Genomic DNA, 15,391 nt, shown 5'->3' with positions numbered 1-15,391 from the left:
AGATCCGCCGCCACTTCCGCGACCGCGGCTGGGCCATGCGCATCCCCCGCCGCATCCAGGACCTCGGCCGCCGCGTCTCCGAAGCCCGCGAAACCCTCACCCACACCCTCGACCGCTCCCCCACCGTGCAGGAGATCGCCCAGCACCTCGACGTCGACGCCGACATGGTGATCGAGGCGCTGGACACAGCCAGTGCCTACATCACCGTGCCGCTGCCCACCACGGCGGAGGAGTCGGACCGGATGGGCAAGTCGTTCGAGGACGCCGGGCTGGAACTGGTGGAACAACGCGAGACCCTGCGCCCCTCCTGGCCCGGCTGCCCGAACGGGAGCAGCGGATCCTGGAGCTGCGGTTCGGCAAGGGCCTGTCGCAGGCTCAGATCGCCACCGAGGTGGGCGTGTCCCAGATGCACGTCTCCCGGCTGCTCACCAAGAGCCTGAACATCCTGCGCAGCGGACTCACCGAAGAACTCTGACCGACGACAGACCGGGCGTCACGGGTCTCCCGTGACGCCCGGTCCGCGTTTGGCGCCGTGGGGACCACGGACGTCCTTTAATGCCCCTCAGGTGAGCGCAGGGGCGCCGGGCCCCTGGCGGGCCCCACAAGCCCCCTCAGGCGGGCGCGTCCTCTTCACGTGCGATCACGTGACCGCCGGCGATCAGGAAGAAGACGACGACCGCGATGGCAAGGATGGGAATGCCGTAGTACCAATAGGCGCTTGCAGAAACCGGCATGCCTATCCCGGCCTGAAGCAGCTGCCACGTCAGAACCGGCCCTCTGGTCCAGCGGGCGCCCTGCCGTAGACCGCGCACACAGCCGGCCAGGGCCACTCCGATCAGACCGGCTATGACCGCCAGACCGAGGGCGTTGGCCGGCCGCTCCGCCCCTAGTCCCTCGATCACCAGCAGCACCGTCCCGGCCAGCAGCGCCAGCGCCTCGAGCCCCACCAGGACCGCGACCAGCAGGCGGAGGCCGTCGCGACCCTCCGGACCTTCCTGGTCCCGCCCGGCCGGGCTTTCCTGCCTCGGCATCGGATACATCCTCTCCCTCATCATCCATTCACCCGATAGCGATTAAACGCGCTACCGTAAAAACCGAGCGCGCCACGGTTCCCGGCCCGCGAGGACCGTTCCGCCGCAACGAATGTCACAACCGCATCAGCCCAGACTTAAGGGCTGCGAAAGGCATTCTTCCGGCGATGCACCCGGTCGGCCCTATTGGGGTCTTTTGGGCACTTCGGCCTGCGAACCCGTCGCGCGTGCGTCAATATAAGGGTCAGAGAAGGCACAGATCACTCTGCGTGGAACACCCAGAAGAATCCTGACACCACTCTTCTGGCCCTTTCACGGGGTGCACTCAGGAATGTACGCCCCGTGCGAACACGTTCACCTAATGCGTTCTTTGCCCCACACTCAGGGTCACAGAACGGACACGACAGATCCGAACCGACGTCCGACCAGGCAGATTCTGCCTAAGCAATGACCAGCTACGTATATACGCAGCGTGTTCTAACGACTACAGTCCTGCACCGTGACCGTGGGCAACGAAAGGTCGCTCAGATCACTCGGGGAAAACCCTTGTGAACGCGGGCACAAGCGTGTGAGGCTTGACGTTAGATCCGGTGGGAGCAAGCAAATCGCTACCACCGATGGCCGGGAACTCTCCGGCCACCTGGGCCACACCCCGTAAACCGGGGGCAGGCCACACACCCATGAGGCCAGGCGTCTGCCGCCGTGCCTCGTACCGTATACGACCGCCCACCCGGGCGTGAGGAGTGGACGATCCCATGGACTGGCGCCATGAGGCAGCTTGCCTCGAGGAGGACCCGGAGCTGTTCTTCCCGATCGGGAACACCGGCCCCGCGATTCTTCAGATCGAGGAAGCCAAGGCTGTTTGCCGTCGATGCGAGGTCGTCGAGACGTGCCTTCGCTGGGCCATCGACTCCGGCCAGGACGCCGGTGTCTGGGGTGGCCTTTCGGAGGACGAGCGTCGCGCGCTGAAGCGCCGTAACGCTCGGGCCCGTCGCGCCGGCTGACTTTCGTCAGCCACCGTGGACCAGGCCGGCGCGGGTACTGCGGTCACTCAAGCACGTTCGGCCGAATCGCCTGACACAATCGGCGATCGGCAGTTGCAACGTCAGCAGTCGAACGACCGCAGTACCTGCCGCCGCTTCTCGGCGACACAGAGAACAGATCAGCAGTACCCGCTGCCGGGGTTCAGTCAGACAGCCCGCGGCAGCAGCACTTAGGCAAGCCTTCGCAGGGCAACAAAGCCGCAACGCATCGATCACGATCCGAAAGCGCCTGCCGTAGCGGGCCAATCAGGAATCAGGTCGAGCACCGAGTACCGGCGCCGACAGCGCGACACCGAAGAGCACCGCACCCCCACAGGTTTCTGAACCTGATTCGGATGTTGCCCGTGTCACGCTCTCCGCCGGTCACTGCGTGTCCCGGAGCATCACCACGTGGATGCCCCGGGACATCGTATGTTTGGGGGAGATCAGCCCTCGGGCAGCTCTTCGCGGGAGACCGCTGCGGCCGCCTTGCGCAGGGTCACCTCGACGATGACATCGGTGCCCCCTTCGGGAGCCGGCGCCCAGGAGATACGGCCCCGCATCTCACCGCTCACGAGCGCCTGCACGATCTGTGTCCCCAGCCCGGACTGACCGGCGCGGAACTCCTCGGGCAGCCCCGTGCCGTCGTCGCGGATGGTCACCCGAAGGTCGGCGGCGTTGCGCTCGACGATCAGCGTGACCGTTCCGCCCCGCTCCCGGAAGCCGTGTTCGACTGCGTTCGTGACCAGTTCGGTGAGCACCAGGGCGAGAGGGGTGGCATTCTCGGCCCTTAATTCACCGAAACGGCCCTCTCTGCGGATCTTCACCGATGTCGACGGTGCGGCCAGCTCGACCGCCAAGGACAACGTGCGCCCCACCACGTCGTCGAAGTCGACCTTCTCGCCGAAGCCCTCGGAAAGGGTCTCGTGCACCAGCGCGATCGTGGAGACCCGCCGCATCGCCTCCTGCAGGGCGCCCCGGCCCTCCGGGGACTTGATCCGCCGCGCCTGAAGGCGCAGCAGGGCCGCGACGGTCTGAAGGTTGTTCTTGACCCGGTGGTGTACCTCCCGGATCGTCGCGTCCTTGGTCAGGAGTTCCTGCTCGCGCCTGCGCAGCTCGGAGATCTCGCGGACCAGCAGCAGTGCCCCGGTCCGTTCCCCGGCCGTCTTCAACGGCACCGCGCGCATCGACAACGTGGCCCCGTGGTTCTCGATGTGGCTGCGCCAGGGCGCCCGGCCCATCAGCACCAGCGGCAACGACTCGTCCACCAGGCCGGGCTGGTCGAGCAGCGAGGTGACGATCTCGGAGAGGCTGTGGTCGACCACCTCGCCGAAGTGCCCGAGCCGGTGCAGGGCGGACACCGCGTTCGGGCTGGCGTAGGTGACCTTGCCGTCCTTGTCCATCCGGATCAGGCCGTCCCCGACCCGGGGAGCGCCCCGGCGGGGGCCGCTCGGGGCGCCGGGGGCGGGGAACTCGCCCTCGCAAATCATCCGGGTGAGCTCGTCGGCGCACTGCAGATAGGTCAGTTCCAGGCGGCTGGGAGTCCGGGCCGCCGAGAGGTTGGTGTGCCGGGCCAGGACGGCGATCGCCCGGCCGGCCCGCAGCACGGGCACGGTCTCTTCCCGGACGGTCACGTCCTCCTGGTAGTCGGTGCCTCGCTCCCGGCAGATCCGCAGCTGCTCGTAGGCCCGGTCGAGCAGCGGACGCCGGCCCGCGTCGACCACGGTGCCCACGACGTCGTCGTAGTACACCGTCACGCCGGTGCTCGGCCGGCAGTGCGCCACGGCGACCCAGCCGCCGTCGTCCTTACGCGGGACCCAGAGCACGAGGTCGGCGAACGACAGGTCGGACAGCAGCTGCCAGTCGCCGGTGAGCAGTTGCAGCCACTCGAGGTCGGCCTGGCCGAGGTGGGTGTGCTTGGCGACCAGGTCTTTCATCGTGGGCATGCGATCACTCTAACTATGGGTCGTAGTAGACACCCGGTGGCGGTGGGCCGGCGGCGGTGAAGAAGTCCGCCGCCGACCTCACATCCGGGCCCTTCCGGAACGTCTACAGGGCATGAGGGTCGTCAGGCCGGGATCACACGATGCTCCGCAGCGAACGCAGCACCACCGAGAGCGGCGCCACGTCCGGCGTGGGCAGGCGCAGCACCTCCTCCAGCGTCGAGCGCACCCGCACCAGCCGGTCGCCGTTGGCCTGCTCGAACTCCTCGATCCGGCTCGCCGGCTCGCCGGGCCCCGTGCGGGTGAGCACGGCCACGGTGAGCGACTCGAGCGCGGCGTAGAGGTCTGCCCGGAGCGCGGCCCGGGCCTGCATCTGCCAGTGGTCGCTGCGCGGCAGGCTGGAGATGCGCCGCAGCAGGCCCTGGCCTCCGTAGCGCTCCGACAGGGTCAGGTAGACCCGGGCCACCTCGGCCGGGTCGGCCCCCACCTGGCCGGCGATCTGGGCGATGTCCAGCAGCATGTAGCGGGTCAGCAGACCGGCCGCCTGGCGGGCCAGGGGCTCGGGCACCCCGTGCCGCTTCCACTCCTCGATCTCGGCCACCAGCACGGTGCGCTGCTCGGGCCCGACCAGCTCGGGGATCTGCGGGGCCAGCTCGGCGACCACGGGCCCGAAGCGGGCCACCTGGGCGGCGATGTCGATGGTGCCCGGCACGGCCTGGATGAACCAGCGGGCGGCGCGGTCCAGCAGCCGGCGGAACCCCAGGTACAGCGACGACTGGTCGTGGGTGGAGAGCAGACCGTCCAAGGCCTCCACCGAGCGGGCGAAGTCCTCGAAGCCGAAGATCTCCCGGGCCACGATGTAGGCGCGGGCGATCTGCTCGGGCTCGGCCCCGGTCTCCTCCTGGCAGCGGAACGCGAAGGTGATGCCGCCTCGGTTGATCATGTCGTTGACCAGGCAGGTAGTCACGATCTGGCGGCGCAGCGGGTGTGCGGCCAGGGCGTCGGCGTAGGCCTCACCGATCTGCGGCGGGAAGTACCCGGTGAGCACCCGGTCCAGCCACGGGTCGTCGGGCAGCGCGGTGTCCACGATGTCCTCGGTCAGGGTGAGCTTGGCGTAGGCCACCAGCACCGAGAACTCCGGCGAGGTCAGGCCCAGCTCGGCGGCCTGCCGCTCGGCCAGGGTGGCGTCGTCCGGCAGGAACTCCAGCGCGCGGTCCAGCGCCCCCCGCGCCTCCAGGGCCTGGATGAAGCGCTGGTGCACCGGCAGCATCCCGCGCGACTGGCGGCGGGCGTTGCCCAGCAGCACGTTCTGCTCGTAGTTGTCGCGCAGCACCAGCCGGGCCACGTCGTCGGTCATCGAGGCCAGCAGCTGGGTGCGCTCGCCCACGTCCAGGCGCCCGGCGGTGACCAGGGCGTCCAGCAGGATCTTGATGTTGACCTCGTGGTCGGAGCAGTCCACCCCGGCGGAGTTGTCGATCGCGTCGGTGTTGACCCGCACTCCGCAGAGCGCGGCCTCCACCCGGCCGAGCTGGGTCAGGCCGAGGTTGCCGCCCTCCCCCACCACCCGGGCGCGCAGCTGCCGGCCGTCCACCCGGATCGCGTCGTTGGCCTTGTCACCCACGTCGGCGTGGCTCTCGTCCGAGGCCTTGACATAGGTGCCGATGCCGCCGTTCCAGAGCAGGTCCACGGGGGCGCCGAGAATGGCCTTCATCAGCTCGTTCGGGGTCATCGCACTCTGTCCGGCAGGGATGCCGAGACGCTGCGCGACCTGCGCGGAGACAGGTACCGACTTCGCCGTGCGGGGGAAGACGCCGCCCCCCTCGCTGATCAGGGCGGTGTCGTAGTCGGCCCAGCTCGAGCGCGGCAGCTGGAACAGCCGGGCACGCTCGGCGTACGAGCTCTCGGGGTCGGGGTCCGGATCGAGAAAGATGTGCCGGTGATCGAACGCGGCCACCAACTGCAGGGCCTTGGACAGCAACATGCCGTTGCCGAACACGTCGCCGCTCATGTCGCCGACCCCGACCGCGGTGGTCCTCATCGTCGCCACGTCGTGGCCCAGTTCGCGGAAGTGGCGGTCGACGCTCTCCCAGGCGCCGCGAGCGGTGATGCCCATGACCTTGTGGTCGTAGCCGACCGAACCGCCGGAGGCGAACGCGTCGCCCAGCCAGAAGCCGTAACCGGCGGCCACCTCGTTGGCCAGGTCCGAGAACGCCGCTGTGCCCTTGTCCGCCGCGACCACCAGATAGCTGTCGTCGCCGTCGTGCCGGAACACCCGGGGCGGAGGCACGATCCGCTGGCTGCCGTCCTCCTGCGTGGCCCGGTTGTCGGTGACGTCGAGCAGCGAGCCGATGAAGCTGCGGTAGCAGGCGATGCCCTCGGCGAGCCAGGCGTCACGGTCGACCGCGGGATCCGGCAGCCGCTTGGCCACGAACCCGCCCTTGGCACCGGTCGGCACGATCACCGCGTTCTTCACCATCTGCGCCTTGACCAGGCCGAGGATCTCGGTGCGGAAGTCCTCGCGCCGGTCGCTCCAGCGCAGGCCGCCCCGGGCCACCGCCCCGAACCGCAGGTGCACCCCTTCCACCCAGGGCGAGTACACGAAGATCTCGTGTGCCGGGCGGGGGGCAGGAAGTTCCGGCACGGCTCGCGGGTCCAGCTTGAAAGCCAGCGCGCGGCGGATTCCGGTGGCCGGCTGGGCGTCGTCCTCGAAGAGGTAACGGTTCGTGCGGGTGGTGGCCTGGATCAGGGCCAGGAACGAGCGCAGGATGCGGTCCTGGTCGAGGCTCGAGACCTCGTCCAGCGCCGCCGAGATCTTCGCGACCAGGGCGAGGCTCTCCGCCTGCCGGCTCTCGGTGTCCGGCCCGGTGGCGTCCTGCCCACCGAACCGGTCCGGGTCGAAACGGGTTTCGAACAGGTCCACGAGCAGCACGGCGATCTGCGGGTTGGAGACCAGGCAGTCACCGATGTAGTCCTGACCGAACGTGGAGCCGGTCTGGCGCAGGTAGCGGGCGTAGCCGCGCAGCACCGAGACCTGACGCCAGTCCAGGCCGGCCACCAGCACCAGCCGTTCGAAGCCGTCGCTCTCGGCGTCGCCCCACCAGGCCGACTCGAACGCTTCGCAGAACAGCCGGTGCAGACGCTCGTAGGTGGTGAGGGCGCCGGTCACCACCGGCCGGGCGCCGCGCAGGCCGAAGTCGTAGATGTAGCCCTTGCGCCCGGAGGCCGAGCTGAAGGCGTAGGGCCGTTCGTCGACCACCTCGACGCCCAGATTGGTCAGGTACGGCAGCACCGCCGACAGCGACAGCGGCTCGCGGCGGTACAGCACGAACCGGTGCTCCCCCGGGGCCGCGTCGCGCGGTTCGTAGAGCTTCACGCCGAGTACCGCGGCACGGCCCTCCGCCGCGTCCATCCCGTTCAGTCGGCACAGGTCCTCGACCGCGGTGCGGGGCTCCACGTCCACCCGGTAGGCCTGGCCGATGCCAGAACCCCACTCGCGCACCAGCCGGGCCCCGTCCGCGTCGCCGACCTGCCGGGCCGCGGCCTCGGCGAAGTCGTCGTCCCAGCTCCGGGTCAGCTGCACCAGCTTTTCCTCGAGCGCCGGAAGGTCGAGGTCGGGCACCGCCGCCCCGGGCTGCACCCGCACCACGAAGTGCAGGCGGGCCAGGACGGATTCGGTGACCCGCGCGGTGTAGTCGGCGGTCTGGGCGCCGATCGCCTCACGCAGCACCCGCTCGATCGCCAGCCGTACCGAGGTGACGTACCTGTCCCGGGGCAGGAAGACCAGGCAGGAGACGTAGCGGCCGTAGTCCTCCACCCGCAGGAAGAGCCGGGTACGCCGGCGTTCCTGCAACTGCATCACGGTCATCGCGATCCAGGCGAGCATCTCGGAGTGGATCTCGAACAGCTCGTCGCGGGGGTAGGCCTGCAGGATCTCGAGCAGGTCCTTGCCCGAGTGGCTGTCCGGCGAGAACCCGCCCGCCGACAGCACCGCCTCGGCCTTGCGGCGGATCACCGGTACGTCGCGCACGTCGGCGGTGTAGGCCGACGACGCGTACAGGCCGAGGAAACGACGTTCCCCGGTCACCCGGCCGTTCTCGTCGAAGGTCTTCACCCCGATGTAGTCGAGGTAGCCGGGCCGGTGCACGGTGGAGCGCGAGTTCGCCTTGGTCAGCACCAGCAGCGTCTGCTGCCGGGCCTCGACCTGGGCCTGCGGGGTGAGGGTGCGCGCGGCGCGGGCGTTCTGGTCGTGCCGGAGCACGCCCAGGCCGGATCCGGTGCGGGCGATCAGCAGGTTCTCGCCGTCGCGCTCGATCAGGTCGTACTCGCGGTAGCCGATGAACGTGAAGTGCCCGGCGGCCAGCCAGCTCAGCAGCTCGGCGGCCTCGTCCACCTCGGCCCGGGCCGGGCCGGTGGGCGGCGTGCTCTGCAGGTCGCGGGCGATCCGATCGGCGGTGGCGCGCATCTTCGGCCAGTCCTCGACCGCCACCCGCACGTCGTCAAGCACCCGGCGCAGGCCCCGCTCCATCGCCGCGACGCGCTCCGGGTCGGTCTCCCGGCCCACCTCGACGTGGATCCACGACTCGGCCCGGGCGTCGCGCGGCAACGGCCGGCCACTCGCCCCGGCGGCCCGGGCGGCGGCCAGGTGGGGTTCCACCTGCAGAATCTCGAGGAGCGTGCCGGTGACGTCCCGGCGCACCACGAACTGCGGGTGGATCGTCATCTGGAGCTCGCACCCCAGCCGGGCCAGCTCGGCGTTCACCGAGTCGACGAGGAACGGCATGTCCTCCACGACGATCTCGATGACGGTGTTGCCGCACGACCAGCCGTGGCTTTCCTCGGTGGGGGTGAACACCCGCACCAGGGCCGTGCCCTCCGGCCGGACCGCGGCCAGTTCACGGTGCGACAGGGCCAGTCCGGCCAGCTCGGCCGGACCGCGCTCACGCAGGTCGTCGAGGGCGACGTTGCGGTAGTAGCGCGACAGGAACTCCCCCGGGTCATCGGGCCGGCGGCCCGGTGGCTCCTGGGCGGACAGCTCCCGCCCCGCCTTCTGGGCGCCCGCAAGCAGCGCCTCCCTGTCCCCTTCCGTCGTCGGCAACGTCAAAGGAACACCCGGCATCACGCGGCACCCCAGAACATGTGAGAGAGAACCCAATGCGCGGTGGCCACGCCACCGGCGCGACCTCCGAAGCGTGACCCTACCCTTGCCTGCGACGGCGACCAGCCGACAACGCGGTCCGGTCGCCCGAACGGTCTCGCCGATTCGATCGGGCCGTCGTCCGTATGAGCCGAAAGGTTGTCACCCGTGCGCGTATCCGCTGACATGCACTACCGAGCCGATCCAGCCCGCGTTTTCGCGATGCTCACGAACCAGGAGTTCCAGGAGCGCAAGGTGGGACGGATCTCCAAAGGTGCCTGGGACGTGCGGGTACAGCGGGAAGGCGACACGGCCGTGATCGTCAGCCACCGCACGCTGCCGCCGGAGGTCGTCCCGGACGCCTTCCGGGCGATGATCAGCACCACCATCACCATCACCCAGACCGAGAAGTGGGGTCCGGCGGCGCCGGACGGCAGCCGGTCCGGAAGCATCGATGTGGAGCTGAGCGGTGTTCCGGTACGCCTGACCGGTGCTCTGTCGCTGGCCCCGGCCCCCGACGGAGGCTGCCGCGAGCAGGTCACCGGCGAGCTGAAGGCGAAGATCCCGCTGTTCGGCGGCAAGGTGGAGAAGGCGGCCGAGCCCGCGGTGCGGGCGGCGATCGATGCCGAGGGGCGGATCGGCGAACAGTGGCTGGCCGAACACGCCTGAGCCGGCCCGAACCGTCTGAGCGGGTCTGAATCAGGTCTGGGCAGGTCTGAATCAGGTGAGCGGGCACTATCCGCCGGACGACGGCGGCTCGTGGCCACCGTCGTCCTCAATCAGGCTCTTGTGCGACGAACGGAACTCAGTCGGCGATCAGGTCGTCGATCTCACTGATGTCGTACCAGAGCAGGTCGCAGGCCCCGGCCTCCTCGAGCAGGAACTGGGCGTCCTCGTCGCCGGCGTCGGCCGCGGTCAGGGCCCCGATCGCGGCCAGCATCGTGTCCTCGGACTCCAGCTCGTCGACGTGCAGGCTGACCACGTCGGTGAGCGGTACCTCGATCTCGAGGGTGACCGACGACCGGTAGGGGCCGCCCGGTCGTACCGCCTTGGCCGGCACGTCGAGGGCCATCACGATGCGGCGCGGTGAGCGCGGGTCCTGGGCGAGCATCCGCAGGGAGGCCTCGGCGGCCTCCGTCAGCGCGGCGAACTCCAGGCTCTCCACGTCGTCGTCGGTGTACCACTCCCGGATCGCCGACGTCACCGCGTGCGCCGGCAGCGGCGCGGAGTCGGCCGCGTCCGGGTTGAGCACTCCGCGTTTCGCCGTCTCCGCCAGTGCGGTCAGCGTGGTCGGGACGTACACCCTCGTCATTGGTCCACTTTCGTCTCACTCGTCCGGCGGGACCGCCGGGTCGTCGAGGGCCGTCCGGCCGGAGCGGACGGCACTGCGCAACACCAGCCGTCTCCGGGACGGAGCCATCAGGTTGTGCCCGATCAGCCGCAGGTCGTCGGGGCCCGGACCCAGAACCGTAACCGTCGAACCGGCGCGCTGCACACGCCGGGCCTCATTGATCACGCGTCGCGTGCTCGCGACCCTGACCCGGCGCTCGGTCCGGTCGCGCCAGTCGTCCGGTTCGTCGTAGGACGCGGAGAACATCGGGGCCAGCACGAAGACCTCGTCCAGCCCGGCGCCGGCGGCCAGATCCGCGTTGCTGTTGGACCACATGCCGCCGTCCACGTACCTCCGCCCGAGCAGATCCACCGGCTGGAACCATCCGGGGATGGCACACGATGCCAGCACTGCGTCCGACAAGCCCACCACCGGCGCGCCCGGGGCCCCGAACATCACCCGCCGCCCACTGCTGTAGTCCAGCGCGACCGCCCGATACCGGTCGTGCGGCAGCCACTGCCCGGCCGGGACCGCTGCCTCGATCAGCGCCCGCACCCCGTCCATGGGCTGACGGCCGATGGGGGCCAGCCCGGCCAGCACCGTGATGAACGGCAGCTCGTGCAGAGACCGGCGATTGTTGCGCAGCATCGAGGTACCGCCCGGAAGCAGCCTGGGTAAAGGCGGAGCGGATCCGCCCACCGGCCGGTCCGGGTCGAACGAGTCCCGGATCCGCAGGCCGAACGGGGTCTCGGCGCCCAACTGCTGCTCGCGCTGCTCGGCGACCGAGACGCCGGCGGCCAGCAGTGCCCCGATGACCGACCCGGCCGACGTCGAGATGATCAGGTCGGCATCACGGGCGTCGATTCCGCGGGCCTCCTCGAGCGCGGTGAGGGCACCGATCAGCCAGGCCGCGCCGAGCACCCCACCACCGCCCAGGACCAGGCCCCAACGACCCCCTTCGGCGATCGTCCGGGTACCAGAAGAAGGCAACTGCAGGGCCGGACGCCGGTGGGCAGGATCGATCCGGATGCCGGTGGCCCGCTCGGCCGCCCGCAGGGCGAAGGGCGTTCGGGCGCGCCGCGGTCGCGGCCTCATCAACACCTCCCGGACCGGTGGGGAGCCCCATTTTGGCGGCTGCCGGCCCTCAGCGCAGATCGAGGCCGAACAGGATCTCCAGTTCCTGCACCGTCTCCTGGTAGGAGGTGAAGTGGACCCCGACAAGTCCCAGTTGCGCGGCACCGAGCACGTTCACCCGCATGTCGTCGACGAAAACACACTGCTGCGGCGGTAGTTCGAGGAGCCGGCAGGTGTGCTCGAAGATCTCCGGCTCGGGCTTGCGCATACCCACCCGGCCGGAGATCACGACCTCGTCGAAGGCCCCGATCCAGAGGTGCTCGGGGTAGTGCTCGCCCCACGAGTTCGAGAGCAATGCGGTGCGCAGCCCTGCTGCCCGAGCCCGGCGCAGCAGCCCGACCATGTCCTCGGACAGGGCCTGCAGCCCTTCGAGCATCCGGGCCAGCAGGCCGTCCGCCTCGATCTGGAGCCCCTGCCCGCGCAGGCGGGCCGCCAGGACCTGCTCGAACTCGGCCGGGCTGAGCTTGCCCCGCTCCAGCTCGTGGATCGGGGACTCGGCCTCGTCGACCAGCCCTCGCATCACCTGGGCATAGGCCTCCAGCTCGATGCCTTCGGCCGCGACCCACCGGGTGATGGCCTCGTCCAGAGGAGCGGTCAGCACCCCACCCCAGTCGACGATCAGGCCGCGCAGTTCGCTCGTCTCCATCCGGGCATCGTAGAAGTCGCGGGACGGAGCCCTCACGCGCTGCGCCGGGACCATCGGCCCCGGCGACGGGGTCGGCCGGTCGACGGGGCCGGGCCGAACTGACTTACCAGATCGGCCGCCAGGTTCGCGAACGGAAGGCAGGCCGGGGATCCGGGCGCGTGCTCGGTCAGTGACTTGCCGTGCAGCATCGCCGCGTCGAGGACCGGCCGGTCGTCCGGGACCAGGACCACGTCGCCGACACCTGCGTACCGCTGCAGTGCCTCGCTGATCAGGCGGCCGGCCCGGGGCCCGACCGCGGTGTCGCGGACCCGGGTGACCACCACCCGGACGGCGTCGGGGCCAGTGAGGTCGGTCAGCTCGGGGAGCCCGGCGATAAGGCGCTGCAGGGCGATGGGTTCGGCCGAGCCGACGGCCAGCACCAGGTCGGCGGCGGAGATCGCACTGAGGGTGGCGGCGTTGCGGCGTGGGGCGGCGGTGTCGAACATGAGTTCCTCGTCGGCCTCGAGCCCGAACCCCGCGTCGATCACCGTCCAGGCGGCCAGCTTGCGGGCCTGCTCCCAGACCACGTCCAGGGCCGAGGCCCGCAGCTCGGGCCAGCGCCGGGACTGCGGCAGGCCGGTCAGCACCCGAAGGTCGGCGCTCACCGGCGGCGCGAGATCGGCCAGCCTGCCCAGGTCGAGAGCGCCCTGGTTGGCCGCGCGGGCGGCTGCCGCAACACCGGCGGACTCGTCGAGCAGGCCGAGCGTCTGGGCGACGCTGGCACCGTGGGTGTCCGCGTCGATCAGCAGTGTCTCCTGTCCGGCGGCGGCCAGTTGGGACGCCAGGGTGACGGCGACCGTGGTGCGGCCGGGAGCCCCGGCCGGCCCCCAGACAGTGACGATCCGGCCCGGAGGGCGAGGACGCGCGTCGTCCGCCTGGGAATTGGCAGCCGGCGGCCCGGGCAGAGCCCCGGCCGGATCGCCCAGCCCGAGGTCCGCTGCCGAGGTCTGGCCGGGCGGACGGCCCAGAAGCTTCTGCTGCCGGGCCAGTTCGGCTACTGCTGTCGTGACCGCTGCGACGATCTCCTCCACCGGAGCGTCGGCAGCCAGGACCGGGTCGACCCCGAGACGGGTCAGGCGCTCGGCCGCGCTTCGGTCGCCCGGAGCGGCAAGGCCGATCACGGCCAGGCCGGCCAGCTGCAGCCGGGTCACCGCATCCCGGTCCAGCCGGTGCAGATCGGCGGAGAGGACGACCGCGTGGGCGAGGCCGGCGGCCGCGGCCGAGAGCAGATCCAGGACGTCGACGCAGCGCCGGACCACGGTGACCCCGGCCGGTGACCTCTCCAGTCCGGAGACCAGGGGTGCCTCACGATCGCCGACCACCGCGGTGAGAACGGTGAGAGTCACGACGCAGTGGCCGGGCGAGGAGTACCGAGCACCGGCAGGACGCTGAGCTTGGCCTCGTTGGCCAGGGCCTCCAGCACCTCGGTGAGGGACTGCTCGGGCACCAGCACCTCCAGCGACCCGGAGCGCCCGGAACTCAGGCCGGTGCCCGGCCCCGAAACCGCGAACACCTCCACCTCGGAGGCGATCTGGCGCGGCGCCTGGTAGCCCTTGCGCGACTGTTCGCGATGCGGGACCGCGGCCCAGATGTCGGCCCGGCCACCGGCCACCAGACCGGCGGGAGGCGGACCGTCGAACGGGATGGCGACCGGACGGACCGCGAGGGTGGCGGCCGAGCCGATCGCCGCCATCGGGATCAGTTCGCCCTCGCCGACGGTGCGCGTGAGCACGGCCCCCACCGGCAGCTGACTGTCCGCGTCCAGGTAGCCCGCGCCCGAGCCCTCCACCCTGACCCGGACCACCTTGAGTACGTCAGCGGTGAGAGCGGTCCCGGGAGGAAGAGTGGTGCGGGCCGCGTAGACCGCCCGCAGCTGCCCGGCCTCGGCCATGAGCCGGGCGCCGGCGGCGACCGACCCGAAGAGCAGGACCAGACCGACGATCAACCGTGGGTCCCGCCAGCCCGGCCTCCGCAACCGTGGCGCCGTAGCCGTCACCGGCGCAAGTTCGGACACCGCCATGCCGCCCCCCTTGAGAAATGCCTACCGATCACGCGGCTCCCACCTGAAATGGGAGCAGAAAGCGACCAAGTGGTCACTGCGTGCGCATATCGTGACAGAAAAAGGACCAAACGGAAGCAGGTTTGGGCGCCCTGTGGACAAAGCGCGATTTGCGCCGGGCTGTGGACAACTCGCGAGCGTCGGCCCCCGGCATGACAGACTGGAGCCCAGATCTGGCCGGCCCGGAGGCCGGTCGCCACCGCCACAGGAGGGCTGCGTGTCTCCCCGCTTCCTCGAACTCGCCGACGTCGCGGAGGAGCTCAACATCTCCGTGCGACAGGCCTACACACTGGTGCGCAGCGGTGAACTGCCCGCCATCCAGGTCGGCGGCCGGGGTCAGTGGCGCGTCGAGACGGCCGTTCTGGAGGAGTACATCCAGCGCAAGTACGCCGAGACGCGCGAGATGGTGCGCGGCCGCCCTTCCGGCGAGGCCGACTGAGCCGCTCCCCCACCTACCCGTTCAGCGCACCGCCACCACGGCAACCGCCTCGAACGGAACCGTACGCACCTGCCGCACCTCACGGGCCCGTCGCATCGCATCGGGCGGATGGATCGCCAGATCCAGATGGTCGGCACCGACCCGGTCGATCGTGCCGTCCAGATGGCCGGTGGGCCACAGGTCGACGGCCACACCAGCGCGGTCCCGGACGAGTCCTCGCAGCACCGAGTTGAGACGCAGTCGGCGGCCGATCGACTCCCCCGCGGCCAGCGACAGCTGAGACAGGCCGGCGGCCGAAGTCACCGCGTTCACCGGTACCAGCAGGTCACTTTCGCGCCCGGACGCCCGTAACAGGACCCAGTCCTTGCCGACGTCGAGAAGTGTTCCCCGCCGGCTGCTCCCGTCCCTGAGGTCCAGGGTGACGCAGGCGTTCCGATGCGCCCGCAGCCGATCCACGAAGCCGATCCGATCACGCTCACCCCGGACCAGGTCGACCAGATCGGATTCGGCCTCGGACCGTTCCTGTTCCTCGAACCGGCCCTCGAGGTCGTCGAAGAGTTCCTCCCAGCGCATCTGGCGAAGGTTACCTGCGGTAGTCGACAGGCTACGCAAGA

Annotated in this window: 13 protein-coding genes and 1 pseudogene; 5 read left to right on the top strand and 9 right to left on the bottom strand. The window is 70.3% G+C overall.

All coding sequences use genetic code 11. The features are described 5' to 3' along the window. Positions 1-35: 35 nt before the first annotated feature. Positions 36-206 (top strand): annotated as a pseudogene (locus QSK18_RS35905) (sigma-70 domain-containing protein); the annotation flags it as partial. Between the two features lie 101 nt (positions 207-307). Beyond that, positions 308-475, top strand: coding sequence for a sigma-70 family RNA polymerase sigma factor (locus tag QSK18_RS35900; RefSeq protein WP_352396508.1), 168 nt, complete (start codon positions 308-310; stop codon positions 473-475). 136 nt (positions 476-611) lie between these two features. On the opposite strand, the gene QSK18_RS09505 is transcribed toward QSK18_RS35900, so the two are convergent. Then, entirely contained in the window at positions 612-1,031 is a 420-nt protein-coding gene (locus QSK18_RS09505) for a hypothetical protein (RefSeq protein ID WP_232809143.1), read from the bottom strand. A 755-nt stretch (positions 1,032-1,786) separates the two neighbouring features. Between QSK18_RS09505 and QSK18_RS09500 the strand changes: the two genes are divergently transcribed. After that, positions 1,787-2,035 (top strand): WhiB family transcriptional regulator, encoded by a 249-nt coding sequence (locus tag QSK18_RS09500; protein ID WP_231448232.1) that lies wholly within the window; start codon positions 1,787-1,789, stop codon positions 2,033-2,035. Between the two features lie 464 nt (positions 2,036-2,499). On the opposite strand, the gene QSK18_RS09495 is transcribed toward QSK18_RS09500, so the two are convergent. Together QSK18_RS09495 and QSK18_RS09490 are read right to left on the bottom strand one after the other, a co-directional pair. Then, positions 2,500-3,999, bottom strand: coding sequence for a sensor histidine kinase (locus QSK18_RS09495; RefSeq protein WP_232809144.1), 1,500 nt, complete (start codon positions 3,997-3,999; stop codon positions 2,500-2,502). Between the two features lie 133 nt (positions 4,000-4,132). Next, the gene (locus tag QSK18_RS09490; RefSeq protein ID WP_502894174.1) at positions 4,133-9,112 is read right to left on the bottom strand and encodes an NAD-glutamate dehydrogenase; all 4,980 of its coding nucleotides are present in this window, start codon (positions 9,110-9,112) and stop codon (positions 4,133-4,135) included. 186 nt (positions 9,113-9,298) lie between these two features. Here QSK18_RS09490 and QSK18_RS09485 point away from each other — a divergent pair, with 186 nt between their 5' ends. Next, positions 9,299-9,799, top strand: coding sequence for a DUF2505 domain-containing protein (locus QSK18_RS09485; protein ID WP_232809146.1), 501 nt, complete (start codon positions 9,299-9,301; stop codon positions 9,797-9,799). Between the two features lie 136 nt (positions 9,800-9,935). Here QSK18_RS09485 and QSK18_RS09480 read toward each other — a convergent pair whose 3' ends face one another. From QSK18_RS09480 to QSK18_RS09460, 5 genes are read right to left on the bottom strand one after another with little or no spacing between them, the layout of a single operon-like run. Beyond that, positions 9,936-10,442: a DUF6912 family protein gene (locus tag QSK18_RS09480; RefSeq protein ID WP_285617846.1), complete on the bottom strand. Its 507-nt coding sequence runs from the start codon at positions 10,440-10,442 to the stop codon at positions 9,936-9,938. 15 nt (positions 10,443-10,457) lie between these two features. Continuing rightward, complete coding sequence (locus tag QSK18_RS09475) at positions 10,458-11,555, bottom strand: patatin-like phospholipase family protein (protein ID WP_285617845.1); 1,098 nt, start codon at positions 11,553-11,555, stop codon at positions 10,458-10,460. A gap of 49 nt (positions 11,556-11,604) precedes the next feature. Next, complete coding sequence (locus tag QSK18_RS09470) at positions 11,605-12,240, bottom strand: HAD family hydrolase (RefSeq protein WP_285617843.1); 636 nt, start codon at positions 12,238-12,240, stop codon at positions 11,605-11,607. 32 nt (positions 12,241-12,272) lie between these two features. Next, complete coding sequence (locus tag QSK18_RS09465) at positions 12,273-13,625, bottom strand: CpaE/TadZ family protein (RefSeq protein WP_285617841.1); 1,353 nt, start codon at positions 13,623-13,625, stop codon at positions 12,273-12,275. Next, the gene (locus QSK18_RS09460) at positions 13,622-14,224 is read right to left on the bottom strand and encodes an SAF domain-containing protein (RefSeq protein WP_232809151.1); all 603 of its coding nucleotides are present in this window, start codon (positions 14,222-14,224) and stop codon (positions 13,622-13,624) included. The genes QSK18_RS09465 and QSK18_RS09460 overlap by 4 nt, the downstream gene beginning before the upstream one ends. Positions 14,225-14,555: 331 nt before the next feature. Between QSK18_RS09460 and QSK18_RS09455 the strand changes: the two genes are divergently transcribed. Continuing rightward, positions 14,556-14,777 carry a helix-turn-helix domain-containing protein gene (locus tag QSK18_RS09455; protein WP_285617838.1) on the top strand — a complete coding sequence of 74 codons (222 nt, stop codon included), beginning with the start codon at positions 14,556-14,558 and terminating at the stop codon, positions 14,775-14,777. 21 nt (positions 14,778-14,798) lie between these two features. On the opposite strand, the gene QSK18_RS09450 is transcribed toward QSK18_RS09455, so the two are convergent. Further along, complete coding sequence (locus QSK18_RS09450) at positions 14,799-15,350, bottom strand: hypothetical protein (protein WP_232809153.1); 552 nt, start codon at positions 15,348-15,350, stop codon at positions 14,799-14,801. Positions 15,351-15,391: the final 41 nt, after the last annotated feature.

The organism is Kineosporia sp. NBRC 101677, assembly GCF_030269265.1.
In the GTDB taxonomy this organism is placed as follows: domain Bacteria; phylum Actinomycetota; class Actinomycetes; order Actinomycetales; family Kineosporiaceae; genus Kineosporia; species Kineosporia rhizophila.
Note: the sequence above shows the minus strand (reverse complement) of the source record. Positions and strands in the feature narration are given on the sequence as shown.

Bases quoted from the DNA above. Each gene is read 5' to 3' on its own strand.
- QSK18_RS09500 (WP_231448232.1), top strand. From the start codon at position 1,787: ATGGACTGGCGCCATGAGGCAGCTTGCCTCGAGGAGGACCCGGAGCTG.
- QSK18_RS09470 (WP_285617843.1), bottom strand. From the start codon at position 12,240: ATGGAGACGAGCGAACTGCGCGGCCTGATCGTCGACTGGGGTGGGGTG.
- QSK18_RS09505 (WP_232809143.1), bottom strand. From the start codon at position 1,031: ATGCCGAGGCAGGAAAGCCCGGCCGGGCGGGACCAGGAAGGTCCGGAG.
- QSK18_RS09480 (WP_285617846.1), bottom strand. From the start codon at position 10,442: ATGACGAGGGTGTACGTCCCGACCACGCTGACCGCACTGGCGGAGACG.
- QSK18_RS09495 (WP_232809144.1), bottom strand. From the start codon at position 3,999: ATGCCCACGATGAAAGACCTGGTCGCCAAGCACACCCACCTCGGCCAG.
- QSK18_RS09450 (WP_232809153.1), bottom strand. From the start codon at position 15,350: ATGCGCTGGGAGGAACTCTTCGACGACCTCGAGGGCCGGTTCGAGGAA.
- QSK18_RS09475 (WP_285617845.1), bottom strand. From the start codon at position 11,555: ATGAGGCCGCGACCGCGGCGCGCCCGAACGCCCTTCGCCCTGCGGGCG.
- QSK18_RS09490 (WP_502894174.1), bottom strand. From the start codon at position 9,112: ATGCCGGGTGTTCCTTTGACGTTGCCGACGACGGAAGGGGACAGGGAG.